The sequence below is a fragment of the Streptomyces sp. RFCAC02 genome (assembly GCF_004193175.1).
In the GTDB taxonomy this organism is placed as follows: domain Bacteria; phylum Actinomycetota; class Actinomycetes; order Streptomycetales; family Streptomycetaceae; genus Streptomyces.
Window position 1 is genome coordinate 4,361,154 of record NZ_SAUH01000001.1, and the last position, 14,312, is coordinate 4,375,465.

The following is a 14,312-nucleotide window of genomic DNA, read 5'->3' on the forward strand; positions in this document are numbered from 1 at the left end:
GCCGTGTCCTCGGTCCGCTATACCCTGGCGGGGTGAGTGACAAGACCGAGCGGGAGACCTCCCGGAGCCCCGAGAATCCCGCCGCGCCGGCCGCCGCCGGCCGGCCGCGCACGGTGGGCGCGGCCGCCCTGCTGTGCGCCGCGCAGGGCGCGGTGATCGCCGTCCTCTCGGTGGTGATGCTGATCCTCACCCTCACCGGCGACACGGACGACACCGGCCAGGCCGTCGCCGGGGGCGTGACGCTCCTCGCGCTCGCGGCCCTGCCGCTCGCCGCCGGTCACGGACTGTGGCGGCTGCGCCGCTGGAGCCGGGGGCCCGCGGTCATCGTGCAACTGCTCGCGCTGCCCGTGGCGTGGACGCTGCTCGGCAGTGGCGGCGCCTGGCCGCTGGTCGCCGTCGCCCTGGCGGTCAGCGCGGTCGCCGTGCTGGGCTGCCTGCTCAACCCGACGGCCACCGAGGCCCTCGGCATCGGCGTGCGCGCGGCCTGAGCGGGCCGGGACACGGGCGCCCCGGCCCGGCCCGCGGGCGCCCGCCGGGTCACTCCTCGACGAGCAGTTTGTCGCGGAGCTGCGCGAGCGTCCTGGCGAGGAGCCGGGAGACGTGCATCTGCGAGATGCCGACCTCCTGCGCGATCTGGGACTGCGTCATGTTGCCGAAGAAGCGCAGCAGCAGGATCTTCTTCTCGCGGGGCGGCAGTTCCTCCAGGAGCGGTTTCAAGGACTCCCGGTACTCGACGCCCTCCAGCGCGTCGTCCTCCGCGCCGAGGGTGTCGGCGACGGCGGGGGACTCGTCGTCCGTGTCCGGCACGTCGAGCGACAGCGTGCTGTACGCGTTGGCCGACTCGAGCCCCTCCAGGACGTCCTCCTCGGAGATGTTGAGGCGTCCGGCCAGCTCGTGGACGGTCGGCGCGCGGCCGTGCTGCTGGGACAGCTCGGCCGTGGCCTGGCTGAGGGACAGGCGCAGTTCCTGGAGCCGGCGGGGCACGCGGACGGCCCAGCCCTTGTCGCGGAAGTGCCGCTTGATCTCACCGACGACCGTGGGCGTGGCGTAGGTGGAGAACTCGACACCGCGCTCCGGGTCGAACCGGTCCACCGATTTGATCAGCCCGATCGTGGCGACCTGGGTGAGGTCGTCCAGGGGTTCGCCGCGGTTGCGGAACCGCCGGGCCAGGTGCTCGACCAGCGGCAGGTGCATGCGGACGAGGGTGTTGCGGAGTTCGGCGCGCTCGGGGGACCCCTCGGGCAGTCCCCGCAGTTCGACGAACAGGTCGCGCGCGGCGGCCCGGTCGTGCGGGTCGGGCACCGGACGGCGCGGTACGGGCTCGGCCGGCGCGACCGGGTGCCCGGCGCGCACGTGCGGTTCGTCGCGGACGTGCTGCTCCGCGTGGGCGTGCTGCTCTGCGTGTGCGGATGGTGCGGGCTCGGGCTGGCCCGGAATGATCCGCGCCGCCTGTTCCACCTCGTTCACCTCGGCCCCCTCGTCCCGTGGCGGCCCCTGCGCGCCGGTCACGGCGTTCCGGGGGCAGCGCCGCGCTTCTTGTGCAGGCTGATGCTGACCGTCCTGTCCTCTTCCACGGTCGATTCGACCTCACCCGCCAGCGCGGTCAGGACCGTCCAGGCGAACGTGTCCCGTTCGGGAGCGTGCCCTTCCGTGGTGGGAGCCGAGACCGTGACCCGCAGCGCGTCCCCGACGAGCGTGAACACGCAGTCGAGAACACTTCCCGGCTTCGCCTGCTGCAGGAGGATCGCGCACGCCTCGTCGACGGCGATGCGCAGGTCCTCGATCTCGTCGAGGGTGAAGTCGAGCCGGGCGGCGAGACCTGCCGTCGCCGTCCGCAGCACCGACAGATAGGCACCCGCCGCCGGAAGCCGGACTTCCACGAAGTCCTGCGCTCCGGTCTCACCTGGGATTGGGGACACCCTCACCTCCACAGAGACTCACACTGTTCGAGCGCTCACGGGCACCGCCGCGATGCCCTGACGCGCCCTGCGACGCTACCGCGATCCACGGCATGCTGTCGCCTGCCGGTGGGTTGCGCGGACGCCGCCTTCGGGGACGGTCCTGGCCACCATGGCGGTATTACTCATCGTAGTGCATTCGGTGCACAGTGTGGCCATATGGGTGACCTCACCTTCTCGATGATTCCGCGAATTCTTCACCGCGGGGGCGCGGGCGCCGTCATGATCGCTAAATCGTACTGCGCCGGGCGCGCGGCGTGGACGGCACGTCAACTCCAGCCGTGCAGGGTGATGTCCGGCGCCTGGTCGACGCAGCGCGCGATCACGCGGTCCGTCGCGAACACCAGGTCGCCGGGAAGGGTGTCCAGGGGGAACCACCGGACCTGGCTGTGCTTCGCGGGCTCCGCGTTGTGCGCGGTGCCGGTCCAGCGCTCGACGGCGAAGACGACGGTGAGGAAGCCGCTGGGTGCCCCGGCGCCCCGGGCGGCGTGCACGACATGGGCGAGCCGCAGGTCGGCCGGGTCGGCCACGAGGCCGGTCTCCTCGCGCAGTTCGCGGACGGCGGTGGCCGTGACGGGCTCGCCCGGCTCGCTCTTGCCGACAGGCAGGTCCCACAGGCCGCGCCCGAACTTCGCCCGGGGGCCGCGCTTGAGGAGGAGGACGGTGTCCGCCGCCCGGTCGAGCACGAGGACGCCGGCGGCCAGCATGGTCATGGCGCCGAGTGCGGGCGGCAGGGGAACTGCGGGGGATGTGCTCACGGTGCGAGCGTAGGCCCGGGGCCGGAACCGGTCCGACGGGACCCCTTCGGTGGCGGCGGCCCGGCGCGCTACAGTGGTCACTTCACTCACCCAAGCGGGGTGAAAGCATAGCTGATTTCAACCCTACCTTAGTGAGGGGACTTTGTCAAAAGACGATGGCATCGGCGACGAGCAGGCCCACCTCACCGTCCTCTACGGGCGGCTGGACGCCCTCCGCGCGGAGACCCGTGAACGGCTCGACCACGTCCTCGCCGCCACGGGCCTCACCCACCAGGGGCTCGCCGAACGCGACGCGTCCGCCGCCGAACTCGCCGATCGCGCCGCACGCCTCGACGCCGTCGAGAACGGCCTGTGCTTCGGCCGCATCGACACCCGCGACGGAGCGCGGCACCGCATCGGGCGCATCGGTCTCCCGGGCACCGACTCCGAACCCCTGCTGATCGACTGGCGCGCCGACGCAGCGCGCCCGTTCTACACCGCCACGGCCGTCTCCCCCGAGGGCGTCGCGCTGCGCCGCCACATCACGACACGCGACCGCCGCGTCACCGGCGTTTCGGACGAGCGGCTCGACGGCACCGCCGCTGGCCTGGCGGGCGACGCCGCGCTCCTCGAAGCCCTCCGCGCCGCGAGGACCGACCGGATGCACGACATCGTCCCCACCATCCAGGCCGAGCAGGACGCCGTCATCCGCGCCGACCCGCGCGGCGTCCTCGTCGTCCAGGGCGGCCCCGGCACGGGCAAGACCGCCGTCGCCCTGCACCGCACCGCCTACCTCCTCCACACCCGGCGCGAACGCCTCGCGAAGAGCGTCGTCCTGCTGATCGGCCCGAGCCCCGCGTTCCTCCGCTACATCGGCGACGTCCTGCCGGCCCTCGGGGAGACGGGCGTGCGGATGACCACCGTCGACCGCCTCCTGCCCGGTGTGCGCGCCACCGGCACGGAGCCGCCGGCCGCCGCCGAGGTGAAGGGCCGGCTCGCCATGGCCGGCGTGATCGCCGCCGCCGTCGCCGAGCGCCAGCGCGTACCCGGAGCGGACGAACCGATGGCGGTGCCGTTCGACGGCGGCGAGCCGATCCCGCTCGACCGGGAGACCTGCCTGGCCGCCCGCGCGCAGGCCCGGGACACGCGCCTCGCGCACAACGAGGCGCGCCCCGTCTTCCACGACCTGGTGACCGACGCCCTCGCCCGCCGGTACGCGGCACGGTTCGCGACCGACGTCCTCGACGGCAGCAGCCTCCTGACCGACGCCGACCTCGCCGTGATCCGCGACGACCTGCGCGCCGACCCCGGCGTACGGGCCGCGATCGACACCCTGTGGCCGCCGCTCTCTCCGGGCCGGCTGCTCACCGAGCTGTACGCGTCACCACGGCTGCTCGCCGCGGCCGCCCCGGACCTGGACCCCGCCGAACGCGGCCTCCTGCTGCGCGGACCGCACCGCCCGTGGACCCCGGCCGACATCCCCCTGCTCGACGAGGCCGCGGAACTCCTCGGCTCCGACGACACCGCGACGCGCGCGGCGGCCGGCGCGCGGCGGGCCGAGCGCGTCGCCCTGGCGCAGGAGGCGCTCGACATCGCCCGCGGCTCCCGCCGCACCGACTTCGACGACGGCGCCGCCCCCGAATTCCTCTCCGCCTACGACCTGCTGGACGCCGAACGCCTCGCCGACCGGCAGGCCGCCACCGACCACCGCACGCCCGCGGAGCGCGCGGCCGCCGACCGCCGCTGGACGTACGGCCACGTGGTCGTCGACGAGGCCCAGGAACTGTCGGCTATGGCCTGGCGGATGCTCATGCGCCGCTGCCCCGCCCGGTCCATGACGATCGTCGGCGACATCGCCCAGACCGGGGACCCGGCCGGCGCGCCGTCGTGGGACCGTGTCCTGCGCCCGCACTGCGGCGACCGCTGGCGGCTCGCCGAACTTACCGTCAACTACCGCCTGCCCGCCGAGATCGCGGACGTGTCGGCCCAGGTGCTGCGCCGCATCGACCCGGACCGCACGGCACCGCGCGCCGTACGGTCGGAGGGCGTGCCGCCCTGGTCGGCGGCCGTGGCGCCGGACGGACTCGACGCGTCCGTCGCACGGCTCGCGGCACGCGAGAGCCGGGCGGTCGCCGGAGGCACGGTCGCGGTGGTCGCGCCGGCCGCCCGGGTCGCCGGCCTCACGGCGGCCGTGTCCGCCCACGCCCCCGGGGTCCCCGTCCTCGACGCGCGGCAGGCCAAGGGGCTCGAGTACGACGCCGTGCTCGTCGTGGACCCGGAGGGCATCGCCGCCGCGTCGCCGCGCGGCCTGAACGACCTGTACGTCGCCCTGACACGCGCCACGCGGCGGCTCGGTGTCGTGCACCCCGGTACGGGGACCGGCGCGCCCGCCGGTCTGGCGGGGCTGCGGCCGCTGCGCGGCGGGGCGTGACGTTTCGGTGTCGCCCGATCGGGTTACTCCGGGGCGCGGAGGTGATGGTCCGATGACCACGGTGAAGGACATGCTCAGGGCCGGTCCGGCCGACACGGAAGCGATCGACGGCGAGGCACTCGCACGCTGCATCCAGGAGTGCGAGCAGTGCGCACAGACCTGTACGGCCTGTGCCGACGCCTGCCTGTCCGAGGAGCACGTGGAGGAGCTGGCCACCTGCGTGCGGCTGGACCTCGACTGCGCGGACGTCTGCGACATCACGAGCCGGCTGCTGTCGCGCCACACGGGAGGCCGCTCGGACCTCACCCGCGCGCAGGTGCAGGCGTGCGCCCTGGCGTGCGCGGCGTGCGCGACGGAGTGCGAGCGGCACGCGGCCATGCACGAGCACTGCCGGCTGTGCGCCGAGGCGTGCCGAGCCTGCGAGCGGGCGTGCAACGACCTGCTGGCCGCCGGACTCTGATCCTCCGGCCGCGCGGGCGCCCCCGTCCGGGGACCGCCCGCGCACGGGGTCAGGACGCGCGGGACGCACCGCAGTCGCAGGGCACCTTGTGGAAGTTGTACTTCCTGACGCGGTCGTGCCCGTCGTACTCCCAGTGGTAGTTGTCACGCACATGGGTGCAGCGCCCCGACACGTGCAGGCCAAGGGAGTGCCCGCACTGCGCGCACCGGGGATCCGGCGGAACGTACCGCTTGCCCTGCTTCTTGAAATCCCTGCGCAGGACTTCCTCGATGTACACGACACCCGCGACGACGACGATGAGCCCGGCGAGGCCCACGACGTGCTCCGCGCCCATGCTTCCGCACCTCGCTCCCGGCTGCGCCCCCGCGTCGCAGTGCTGAGATACCCGCCCGAGCCGTGCAGGGCCAGCCTACCCGCCGCCCTCCGCCCCGGGGAGGGCCTTCACCCCGGCCGTCGCGCGGCCACCACGCGGGCGTCGGCGGCCGCGCGTCGGAGGCGGTGCGATCAGCAGACCGGGGAGCAGAAGCCGAACTCCCGCAACACTTCCAGGACGACGGCGCGTACGCAGTCACGCCCCGGGGGCAGTCCGGGGTCGCCCTGGGGACCGCGCGGCCCCCTGGGGCCGCAGGGGCCGGGGTCGCCCTTGGGGCCCTGCGGACCACGGGGACCCGCAGGCCCGTCGCGCCCGTTGAGCCCCGGTCGGCCGTCCATCCCGTGCTTGCCGTCCTTGCCGTCCCGACCCGGCGGCCCCTCGGGTCCCTCCGGGCCCTGCCTGCCGTCCTGCCCGTCGGGGCCGCGCGGACCCGTGGGTCCCGCCGGTCCGGGCAGGCCGCGGGGACCCCTGGGGCCGGCCGGCCCTTCGGCGCCCGGAGGCCCGGGGGACCCGGCGGTCCTGGCGGACCAGGCGGATCCACGGGGTCCGGAGGAACGCATCCGCAGGGCGGGCCACAGGGATCGCACCCGCAGGGCGGGGTGCACGGATCGTGCTGGCAGGGGCAGCACTGGACGGGGTCACGTACCGTCACGGGGACATGCTCGGTGACGGTGTCCGACTCCCGATGGGCCGTCACATCGAGAGTGGTCTCGCCCGCGGCGGCGTCCGGACGCACGGTGAACTCACCGGTCCAGAAACGGTCGTCCACGGACTGGAGGGGGATGGCCGAGTCCTCCGCGCCGGGACAGACGGGGGAACGGACCTCGACCCGCTGGTCGCGCTGCGCAGTGGGCCAGTAGACGAACACGCGGGTGCGGATGCCTGGACTGAGGGGATCACCGAAGAACACAAGGAGCCGGGTATCTGTTGGAGTGCCCACCTTGTCTCCTGAAGGTAGCGGAGCGTTGGAGGCAGTGCCCGGCCCTTCCGAACCCACCGCGGAAGGCACCGGGCCTGTGCCGGAGGCCTTGCGGTCGATGTTCCTCCTGCAAGGAGCCCCGTGAACTGCCCGGCACGGTAAGTGACCTGTAAGGATGAGTGCTCAGCTCATCGGAGAATTGAAAGGCCGTTGGGCTCGCTGTTCGGCCGGTGGGTGAATTGTCTGCTCCCGGGAGCAGGGAAACCCGTTCTTTGTCTCCGGCCGAGGCCCGTACGCGCGCCTCCGCTCCACCGGGGCACGCGCGGCGGCGGCCGACAGACCGTCACGTCGCGTGACGCCGCCGTGCTCCCGCCGTCGCACGTCATGTTCGCGGGCCGGAGCATGTCCGCCCGGGCTGCGCACGCCGGCTCAGACCAGGCCGTCCCAGCCCCAGCGCGGTGTGGGGCCGGGTGTGCCGAGATCCGTGCCCACCGGATCTCCCGACACGTCGCGGGCGATGCGGGTGCCCCAGTCGAAGTACTCGACGACGCGGCGCCGGAGCAGGTCGTCGTCGGGCAGCACGTCCTCGACGGCCCGCGTCATCAGCTCCATCCAGCGCTGCCGGTGCTCCTCCGGTGCGGAGCGGGACGGCCACAGACCCGTGAAAAGACCCGTGCCCGGCCGTCGGGCCGGGCACGGGTCGGGGGCCGCGCGGTCGCCGTGACCGCGGGGCTGTGTCACGCCTTCTTGGTCTCCCAGAAGATCTTGTCGATCTGGGCGATGTAGTCCAGGGCCTTCTGGCCCGTGGCCGGGTCGGTGGAGGCCTTGGCGGCGCTGAGTGCCTTCAGCGTGTCGTTCACGAGCTGGTGCAGCTCGGGGTACTTCTCGAAGTGCGGGGGCTTGAAGTAGTCGCTCCACAGGACCGACACGTGGTGCTTGGCGAGCTCGGCCCGCTGCTCCTTGATGACGGTGGCACGGGCCCGGTAGTGCGGGTCGTCGTTGGCCTGGTACTTCTCCTGGACGGCCTTGACGGACTCCGCCTCGATACGGGCCTGGGCGGGGTCGTACACGCCGCACGGGAGGTCGCAGTGGGCGCTGACCTTCACCCTGGGGGCGAACAGGCGGGAAAGCATGAAAGCTGTCCTTCCTCGTGATCGTCTTCTCACGGGCGACACTACTCCGTGCAGGGCCGGTTTTCCCGGCCGACCCGGTTCATGCGCCGGGGCTTAGGTCAAAAGTCCAATCGCCGGACCGGACCGGCGGCGGACGGGACGGAAGGGTGCGCGATGAGGCTCGGGCTGGCGGAGGTCTACAACCCCTCGATGCTCCCCACGCTGCGGCCGGGGGACCAGCTGCTCCTCGGGTACGGGGCGCGCGTGCGGCCGGGGCACGTGGTCGTCGTACGGCATCCGTTCCAGCACGACCTGCTCATCGTGAAGCGGGCGGCGGAGCGGCGCCCCGGCGGCTGGTGGGTGGTCGGCGACAACCCCATGGTGACCAACGACAGCCGCGAGTTCGGCGTGGTGCCGGACGGGCTCGTCGTGGCGCGGGCCGTGCTGCGGCTGCGGCCGCCGCTGCGGCATCAGCGGTCGCCGGTCTCCGTGCTGGCCTGGCTGCCGTCGGCCGTGCGGCCGCTGGTGGCGCGCTCGCGCCGTTTGCGGGCGCGGTAGGCGGCCACGTTCGCACGGGTCGCGCAGCGGTCCGAGCAGTACCGTTTGGAACGATTCGTCGATGTGTCGACATACGCGTTGCGGCAGGGCGGGGCCTCGCACAGGCCGAGGCGGTCCACGCCCAGGTCGGTGAGCTGGAACGCGAGCCCCATGCACGCGATCGCCGCGTAGCCTGCGGTCGCGCTCGACGGGTGTTCGGCGAGGTGCAGGTGCCAGCGCGGGCGGCCGCTGTCGTCCAGGTGGTCGTGGCCGGAGATCTGCGGACTGGCCGGGTATTCGAGCAGCAGGGCGTTCAGCAGGTCCACGGCGCGGGTCTCGTCGCCCTCCGCCGCCGCCGTGAAGACGGCGCGCAGCCGTGCGCGGACGCCCCGGAGGCGGGTCACGTCCGCGTCGCCGGCGCGGCGGGCCGCGTGCTGCGCCGGGCCGAAGAGGGCGCGTACGGCCTCGACGGACGTGAGGGCGTCGGTGCCGCGCCCGGGTTCCTCGGTGTTGACGAGGCGCACCGCGTAGTCCGAGTAATAGGTCAGTTCCACTTGTGTTCCTTACGGGGTGCGCCCTAGGGTACTCCACGTCGGATGTAATAGGTGAGCATAGACCTCAGTGCTTACATCGCGGGTTTTCCGAACCGATCCATCCAGGAGGCGGGCATGGCGGACTGGCAGGCGTGGCAGGACAGTTGGGACCGGCAGCAGGAGTGGTACATGCCGGACCGGGAGGAGCGGTTCCGCGTGCTGCTCGACGCCGTCGAGGCGTTCGCCGGGGACCGGCCGCACGTCCTCGACCTGGCGTGCGGCACCGGCAGCATCACGCGGCGCCTGCTGCGGCGCCTGCCCGGGGCGCGCAGCACCGGCGTCGACCTGGACCCGGCGCTGCTGGCCATCGCGCGCGGCACGTTCGCCGGGGACGACCGCGTCACATTCGTCAGGGCCGACCTCACCCGCCCCGACTGGGCGGACGCCCTGCCCCACGACCGCTACGACGCCGTGCTCACCGCCACCGCCCTCCACTGGCTGGACGACGGACCGCTCACCGCGCTGTACGGCCGCCTGGCGGCCCTGCTGCGGCCCGGCGGGGTCTTCGTCAACGCCGACCACATGCCGGACGACACCGCGCCGCGCATCACGGCCGCGCACGACGCCTTCGCGGCGGCCCGGCGGGAGCGTGCCAGGGAGGCGGGGGCGCTCGACTGGGCGGAGTGGTGGGAGCGGGTCGCCGCAGCGCCGGAACTGGCCGGCGTGGCCGAGGAACGGTTCGCGCTCTTCGGACGCCCCTCGCGGGGCAGCGACCACGACGGCCCGCCGCACCCGCCGGCCTGGCACCTCGACGCGCTGCGGGCCGCCGGGTTCGCCGAGGCGCGGATCGCCTGGGCGTCCCTCACGGACGCGGCCGTCCTGGCGCTGGTATGACGCGGCGGGCGCGGACCGCCGTGCGGACCGCGCCCGCGCCGCGTCAGCGCGTGACGCCCGCGTCGAGCGCGGCCTTCGCCACGGCGTCGGCCACCGCCGGGGCCACCCGCGGATCGAACGGCGACGGAATCACCCGTTCAGGTGAAAGCTCGTCCTCGACGACCGCGGCGAGCGCCTCGGCGGCCGCGAGCTTCATGCTCTCGGTGATCCGCGTCGCGCCCACCCGCAGCGCGCCCGCGAAGATGCCGGGGAACGCCAGGACGTTGTTGATCTGGTTCGGGAAGTCGCTGCGCCCGGTGGCGACGACGGCCGCGTACCTGGCGGCCACCTCCGGGTGCACCTCGGGATCCGGGTTGGCCATGGCGAAGACGAACGCGCCCGGCGCCATCGTCGCGACGACCTCCTCGGGGACCGTGCCGCCGCTGACCCCGATGAACACGTCAGCGCCGGCCAGCACCGAGGCCAGTGACCCCGACCGGCCGCCCGCCTGCGCGGTGAGGGCGGCGAGTTCGCGCTTCGCGTCGGTCAGGTCCGCGCGGTCCGCCGACACGACGCCCCGGCGGTCGCACACCGCGATGTCGGTGACGCCCGCGCCGAGGAGGATGCGCGCGATCGCCACCCCCGCCGCGCCCGCCCCCGAGATCACGACGCGCAGGCTGCCCAGGGAACGGCCCGTCAGGCGGGCCGCGTTGCGCAGGGCGGCGAGCGTCACGACGGCGGTGCCGTGCTGGTCGTCGTGGAAGACGGGGATGTCAAGCCGCTCCTGGAGCCTGCGCTCGATCTCGAAGCAGCGCGGCGCGGAGATGTCCTCCAGGTTGATGCCGCCGAAGGACGGCGCGAGACGGGCGACCGTCTCCACGATCTCGTCCGTGTCGCGGCAGTCGAGCGCCACCGGCACCGCGTCGACGTCACCGAACTGCTTGAAGAGGATGGCCTTCCCCTCCATCACCGGCAGGGACGCCTCCGGGCCGATGTCGCCGAGGCCGAGGACGGCGCTGCCGTCCGTGACGACCGCGACGGTGCGGGACTTCCAGGTGTAGGTGTGGACGAGGTCCGGCTGTTCGGCGATGGCCGAGCAGACCCGGGCCACGCCGGGCGTGTAGGCGAGGGAGAGGTCCGCGGCGTCGCGGACCGGGACGGTCGCCCGGACGGCCATCTTGCCGCCCCGATGGAGTTCGAACACCGGGTCGAGCGCCGTGTCCGGCAGCTCGGTCCGGGGGGTGATGATCTCCGATGTCACTGCTGGTGACCCCTTATGAACGTGACTGACTGAGGGTGGCCGCTTCCCGGTCGGGAAGCGGGCGGGCACCACGTCCGCTGGGATGAGGAGCGGACGCCGGACGCGTCGCACAAGCGCCCGGGTCCCCGGGTGAGGGGCGTAACGGATCGTTCTACCCGATCGGGCGCCCGGGGGACGACCGCATTCGGGGATCGGACCCGGGGCCGCCGGACCGCTCCCGACCAGCGTCCAGCGGGTCGCTGAAGTCCTCCTGCCGATCCGCTGAAGGACCGTCGACGTGACCGATGTCTCAGCGCGCGCGCCGCGCCCCGCGCTGTGGCGCCGGCACGGCGTCCCTGACTACCGTGAGGGGATGTTCGCCGCCTACGCCGCACGTATCGACCGCGACCGGCCGCTGAACGGCCTCGAACTCGGGGACCGCCCCGCGCCGCAGGCGCCGCCGGGCTGGACGGTCGTGGACGTTCGGGCCGCCTCCCTGAACCATCACGATCTGTGGTCGCTGCGCGGCGTCGGCCTGGCCGAGGAGGCCCTGCCGATGATCCTCGGCTGCGACGCCGCCGGGGTCGACGCGGACGGGAACGAGGTCGTCGTCCACGGCGTCATCGGCGCCACCGGGCACGGGGTCGGGCCGCGCGAACGGCGGTCGCTGCTCAGCGAGAAGTACCAGGGGACCTTCGCGGAACGGGTGGCCGTCCCCGCGTGGAACGTCCTGCCGAAGCCGCCCGGGCTGTCCTTCGAGGAGGCGGCCTGCCTCCCCACGGCGTGGCTGACGGCGTACCGGATGCTGTTCACCGCCGCACGGGTACGGCCGGGCGACCGGGTGCTCGTGCAGGGCGCGGGCGGCGGTGTGGCCACGGCGGCGGTGCTGCTGGGCCGGGCGGCGGGGCTGCGGATGTACGTGACGAGCCGGGACGCGGCGAAACGCGAACGCGCCATCGCCCTGGGTGCCGAGGCGGCGTTCCCGGCGGGGGAGCGGCTGCCCCACCGCGTCGACGCGGTCCTGGAATCGGTCGGGGAGGCCACCTGGTCGCACTCGGTGGCGTCCCTGCGGCCGGGCGGGACGCTGGTGCTGTGCGGGGCCACCAGCGGGCAGGCGCCCCGCTCCGCCGAGCTGAACCGCATCTTCTTCCTCGAACTCACGGTCACCGGCGTGACGATGGGCGGGCGGGACGAGCTGGCGTCCCTCCTCGACTTCTGCGTCACGGCCGGTGTCCGCCCGCCGATCGACACCGTGCTGCCGCTGGACCGGGCGCGCGACGCCTTCGCGCGGCTGGAGAGCGGCGACCTGTTCGGCAAGGCGGTGCTCACGGTCTGAGCGGGCGTCAGTCCCTCGGCAGGGTGAGGAGCGCGATCAGGTGGGCGGCGGACGCGGAGAGCTGACGGCGCGCCTCCCGCAGCAGCTCCTGGGTCATGCCGTGGTCGCGGGCGGCGTCCCGCACGTCGTCGCGGAAGCGGTCGAGGAGCCGGGCGAGTTCCCGTTCGGGATCGGCGACGGGCTCGTCGTCGCCCCCGGGCTCGTCGGCGGGGTGCGACCAGCCGGTGGTCCAGGGGGTGGCCGGCCGGCCGGTGCGGCCCCAGCCGCCGATGCCCTGGCCGATGCCGTCGAGGCCCTCGCGGAGCGCGCGCTGCCAGTCGCCGGACGCGGCGCGGGACGTGAACCGCTCCTGCATCCGGCGGGCGGCCTCCTCGAACGCGGCACCGGCGGCGGCACCGGCGGTGTGCGGGTCGTCCGCGCCGTCCCGGCCGCGCTCCCGGGGGCCGGCCGCCGTGCCCTTCCGCGCGGCCGCCGTCGCCCGCCGGATCTCCTCCCGCAGGTCGCGCGCGGACCCGCCGATGTCCTCCCGGATGCCGGCGGCGAGCGCGGCCAGGGAGTCGCGGATCTCTCCTTCGAGCTGCGCCAGCTCCGCCTCGCGGGCGGCCAGTTCGGCGCGGCCCTCGGGGGTGAGCGAGTACACCTTGCGCCCGCCCTCCGTGGTGTGCCGGATCAGGCCCTCGGCCTCCAGCTTGGCCAGGCGCGGGTAGACGGTGCCGGCGGAGGGCGCGTACAGCCCGTTGAAGCGCTCCTCCAGCAGGCGGATCACCTCGTAGCCGTGGCGGGGGGACTCGGAGAGCAGCTTGAGCAGGTACAGGCGCAGCCGGCCGTGACCGAAGACGGGGGGCATGTCAGGCGTCCTTACGGAAGGAGAGGGCGGAGGCGGCCTCGTGGGTGTCCGGGCGGCGCAGCAGGGCCACCGCGCCCGAGACGGTGACGCACCGCAGACTGCCGCCGCCCCGGCCGATGGTGCCGCGCAGCCGCTTGGGGCCCCAGCCGGACGGGGCGAGCCCGGGGACGTCGGAGGAGAGGGCGCCGAGCAGCGACTCGGCGGACACCTCGGCGCCGTACCCCTCGGGCAGGCGCACCGCCACCTCGCCGGTGACGGACTTCAGCCGTACGCGGGAGGGCGCGGGGCGGGGCGCGAGGTCGACCACCATGCCGCCGCTGACGGTCTCCGCCTCCAGGGCGGTGCCGGCGCCGTCCAGGACGGTCAGGTCGCCGGCGGCCGAGGAGAAGCGCAGCTCGCCGCCGAAGCCCTGCACGTCGGCGTCGCCCGAGACCGTGCGGACGCGGACCGTGCCCGCCGGGCCGACGAGCGTGGTGTCACCGGTGACCGCGCGGACCTCCGTGTCGCCGGCGAGGCCGCTGACGACCGCGGTGGCGTCGACGACGCCGACCGTGAGCCGGCAGGCGGCCGGCACGGAGACCGAGACGACCGCCGAGCGGGTGCCCCGGTACTCCCGCTTGTCGAGGAAGCTCTTCCACGACAGGTCGCCGTAGGAGACGGAAAGACGGCCGCCGCGCCGCCGCACCCGCAGCGGCGGCCCCGTCACCTCGGCGATCTCGACCCGGGTGGTGTCGGTGTCGGTGCCGACGACATTGACCGCGCCGCCGACCAGGCCGATGTGCAGCTCGGCGACGGGCTTCCCGTCGAAGTCGAACGACTGCGGCCCGGTCACGGACCACTCGGAACTCGGCGCCATGGGCTTTCCCTCCGGGCCGCGCGGCGGGACATGGCCGGCCGGCCGTGCCCGCGCCGCACTATCGCGACTGTCGAGAACACGATATATCGTGTGTCGCGGC

Annotated in this window: 16 protein-coding genes; 6 read left to right on the forward strand and 10 right to left on the reverse strand. The window is 74.1% G+C overall.

The genetic code is table 11. The annotated features are described in order from the left end of the window. Nucleotides 1–32: 32 nt before the first annotated feature. A complete protein-coding gene (locus tag EMA09_RS20265) occupies nt 33–488 on the forward strand; it encodes a hypothetical protein (RefSeq protein ID WP_129842417.1) in 456 nt (151 codons plus the stop codon). 49 nt (nt 489–537) lie between these two features. Here EMA09_RS20265 and EMA09_RS20270 read toward each other — a convergent pair whose 3' ends face one another. The 3 genes from EMA09_RS20270 to EMA09_RS20280 form a co-directional block, all read right to left on the reverse strand. Then, entirely contained in the window at nt 538–1,509 is a 972-nt protein-coding gene (locus EMA09_RS20270; protein ID WP_240796479.1) for an RNA polymerase sigma factor SigF, read from the reverse strand. Further along, complete coding sequence (locus EMA09_RS20275) at nt 1,506–1,919, reverse strand: anti-sigma regulatory factor (protein ID WP_129842418.1); 414 nt, start codon at nt 1,917–1,919, stop codon at nt 1,506–1,508. The genes EMA09_RS20270 and EMA09_RS20275 overlap by 4 nt, the downstream gene beginning before the upstream one ends. 308 nt (nt 1,920–2,227) lie before the next feature. Further along, on the reverse strand, nt 2,228–2,671 hold the full coding sequence (locus EMA09_RS20280) for an NUDIX domain-containing protein (RefSeq protein ID WP_129844154.1): 444 nt from the start codon (nt 2,669–2,671) through the stop codon (nt 2,228–2,230). A 187-nt stretch (nt 2,672–2,858) separates the two neighbouring features. On the opposite strand from EMA09_RS20280, the gene EMA09_RS20285 reads away from it, so the two are divergent. Together EMA09_RS20285 and EMA09_RS20290 are read left to right on the forward strand one after the other, a co-directional pair. Further along, nucleotides 2,859–5,126, forward strand: coding sequence for an AAA family ATPase (locus EMA09_RS20285; protein ID WP_129842419.1), 2,268 nt, complete (start codon nt 2,859–2,861; stop codon nt 5,124–5,126). 52 nt (nt 5,127–5,178) lie between these two features. Further along, complete coding sequence (locus EMA09_RS20290) at nt 5,179–5,586, forward strand: four-helix bundle copper-binding protein (protein ID WP_129842420.1); 408 nt, start codon at nt 5,179–5,181, stop codon at nt 5,584–5,586. 49 nt (nt 5,587–5,635) lie between these two features. Here the strand turns inward: EMA09_RS20290 and EMA09_RS20295 are convergent, their stop codons facing one another. The 3 genes from EMA09_RS20295 to sodN all read right to left on the reverse strand — a co-directional run bounded on the left by EMA09_RS20295 (nt 5,636) and on the right by sodN (nt 8,011). Then, nucleotides 5,636–5,920: a hypothetical protein gene (locus EMA09_RS20295; RefSeq protein WP_129842421.1), complete on the reverse strand. Its 285-nt coding sequence runs from the start codon at nt 5,918–5,920 to the stop codon at nt 5,636–5,638. 1,387 nt (nt 5,921–7,307) lie between these two features. Next, complete coding sequence (locus EMA09_RS20305; protein WP_240796480.1) at nt 7,308–7,619, reverse strand: hypothetical protein; 312 nt, start codon at nt 7,617–7,619, stop codon at nt 7,308–7,310. Further along, entirely contained in the window at nt 7,616–8,011 is a 396-nt protein-coding gene (gene sodN / locus EMA09_RS20310; protein ID WP_129842422.1) for a superoxide dismutase, Ni, read from the reverse strand. The genes EMA09_RS20305 and sodN overlap by 4 nt, the downstream gene beginning before the upstream one ends. A gap of 153 nt (nt 8,012–8,164) precedes the next feature. Here sodN and sodX point away from each other — a divergent pair, with 153 nt between their 5' ends. Then, nucleotides 8,165–8,548: a nickel-type superoxide dismutase maturation protease gene (gene sodX / locus EMA09_RS20315; RefSeq protein ID WP_240796481.1), complete on the forward strand. Its 384-nt coding sequence runs from the start codon at nt 8,165–8,167 to the stop codon at nt 8,546–8,548. Here the strand turns inward: sodX and EMA09_RS20320 are convergent. Then, nucleotides 8,461–9,081 carry a CGNR zinc finger domain-containing protein gene (locus tag EMA09_RS20320; protein ID WP_129842424.1) on the reverse strand — a complete coding sequence of 207 codons (621 nt, stop codon included), beginning with the start codon at nt 9,079–9,081 and terminating at the stop codon, nt 8,461–8,463. The genes sodX and EMA09_RS20320 overlap by 88 nt on opposite strands. A 114-nt stretch (nt 9,082–9,195) precedes the next feature. Here EMA09_RS20320 and EMA09_RS20325 point away from each other — a divergent pair, with 114 nt between their 5' ends. Next, nucleotides 9,196–9,954, forward strand: coding sequence for a class I SAM-dependent methyltransferase (locus EMA09_RS20325; protein ID WP_129842425.1), 759 nt, complete (start codon nt 9,196–9,198; stop codon nt 9,952–9,954). A gap of 43 nt (nt 9,955–9,997) precedes the next feature. Here EMA09_RS20325 and EMA09_RS20330 read toward each other — a convergent pair whose 3' ends face one another. Then, a complete protein-coding gene (locus tag EMA09_RS20330; protein WP_240796482.1) occupies nt 9,998–11,194 on the reverse strand; it encodes an NADP-dependent malic enzyme in 1,197 nt (398 codons plus the stop codon). A 352-nt stretch (nt 11,195–11,546) separates the two neighbouring features. Here EMA09_RS20330 and EMA09_RS20335 point away from each other — a divergent pair, with 352 nt between their 5' ends. Continuing rightward, entirely contained in the window at nt 11,547–12,509 is a 963-nt protein-coding gene (locus EMA09_RS20335) for a zinc-binding dehydrogenase (RefSeq protein ID WP_129844157.1), read from the forward strand. Between the two features lie 7 nt (nt 12,510–12,516). On the opposite strand, the gene EMA09_RS20340 is transcribed toward EMA09_RS20335, so the two are convergent. Continuing rightward, on the reverse strand, nt 12,517–13,356 hold the full coding sequence (locus EMA09_RS20340) for a PadR family transcriptional regulator (RefSeq protein WP_129842426.1): 840 nt from the start codon (nt 13,354–13,356) through the stop codon (nt 12,517–12,519). Nucleotide 13,357: 1 nt separating this feature from the next. Next, the gene (locus EMA09_RS20345) at nt 13,358–14,212 is read right to left on the reverse strand and encodes a hypothetical protein (protein WP_129842427.1); all 855 of its coding nucleotides are present in this window, start codon (nt 14,210–14,212) and stop codon (nt 13,358–13,360) included. Between the last annotated feature and the right edge of the window lie 100 nt (nt 14,213–14,312).

Coding starts and splice junctions, on each gene's coding strand:
- EMA09_RS20280 (WP_129844154.1), bottom strand. CDS start 2,671: ATGACCATGCTGGCCGCCGGCGTCCTCGTGCTCGACCGGGCGGCGGAC.
- sodN (WP_129842422.1), bottom strand. CDS start 8,011: ATGCTTTCCCGCCTGTTCGCCCCCAGGGTGAAGGTCAGCGCCCACTGC.
- EMA09_RS20295 (WP_129842421.1), bottom strand. CDS start 5,920: ATGGGCGCGGAGCACGTCGTGGGCCTCGCCGGGCTCATCGTCGTCGTC.
- sodX (WP_240796481.1), top strand. CDS start 8,165: ATGAGGCTCGGGCTGGCGGAGGTCTACAACCCCTCGATGCTCCCCACG.
- EMA09_RS20340 (WP_129842426.1), bottom strand. CDS start 13,356: ATGCCCCCCGTCTTCGGTCACGGCCGGCTGCGCCTGTACCTGCTCAAG.
- EMA09_RS20345 (WP_129842427.1), bottom strand. CDS start 14,212: ATGGCGCCGAGTTCCGAGTGGTCCGTGACCGGGCCGCAGTCGTTCGAC.
- EMA09_RS20290 (WP_129842420.1), top strand. CDS start 5,179: ATGACCACGGTGAAGGACATGCTCAGGGCCGGTCCGGCCGACACGGAA.
- EMA09_RS20325 (WP_129842425.1), top strand. CDS start 9,196: ATGGCGGACTGGCAGGCGTGGCAGGACAGTTGGGACCGGCAGCAGGAG.
- EMA09_RS20335 (WP_129844157.1), top strand. CDS start 11,547: ATGTTCGCCGCCTACGCCGCACGTATCGACCGCGACCGGCCGCTGAAC.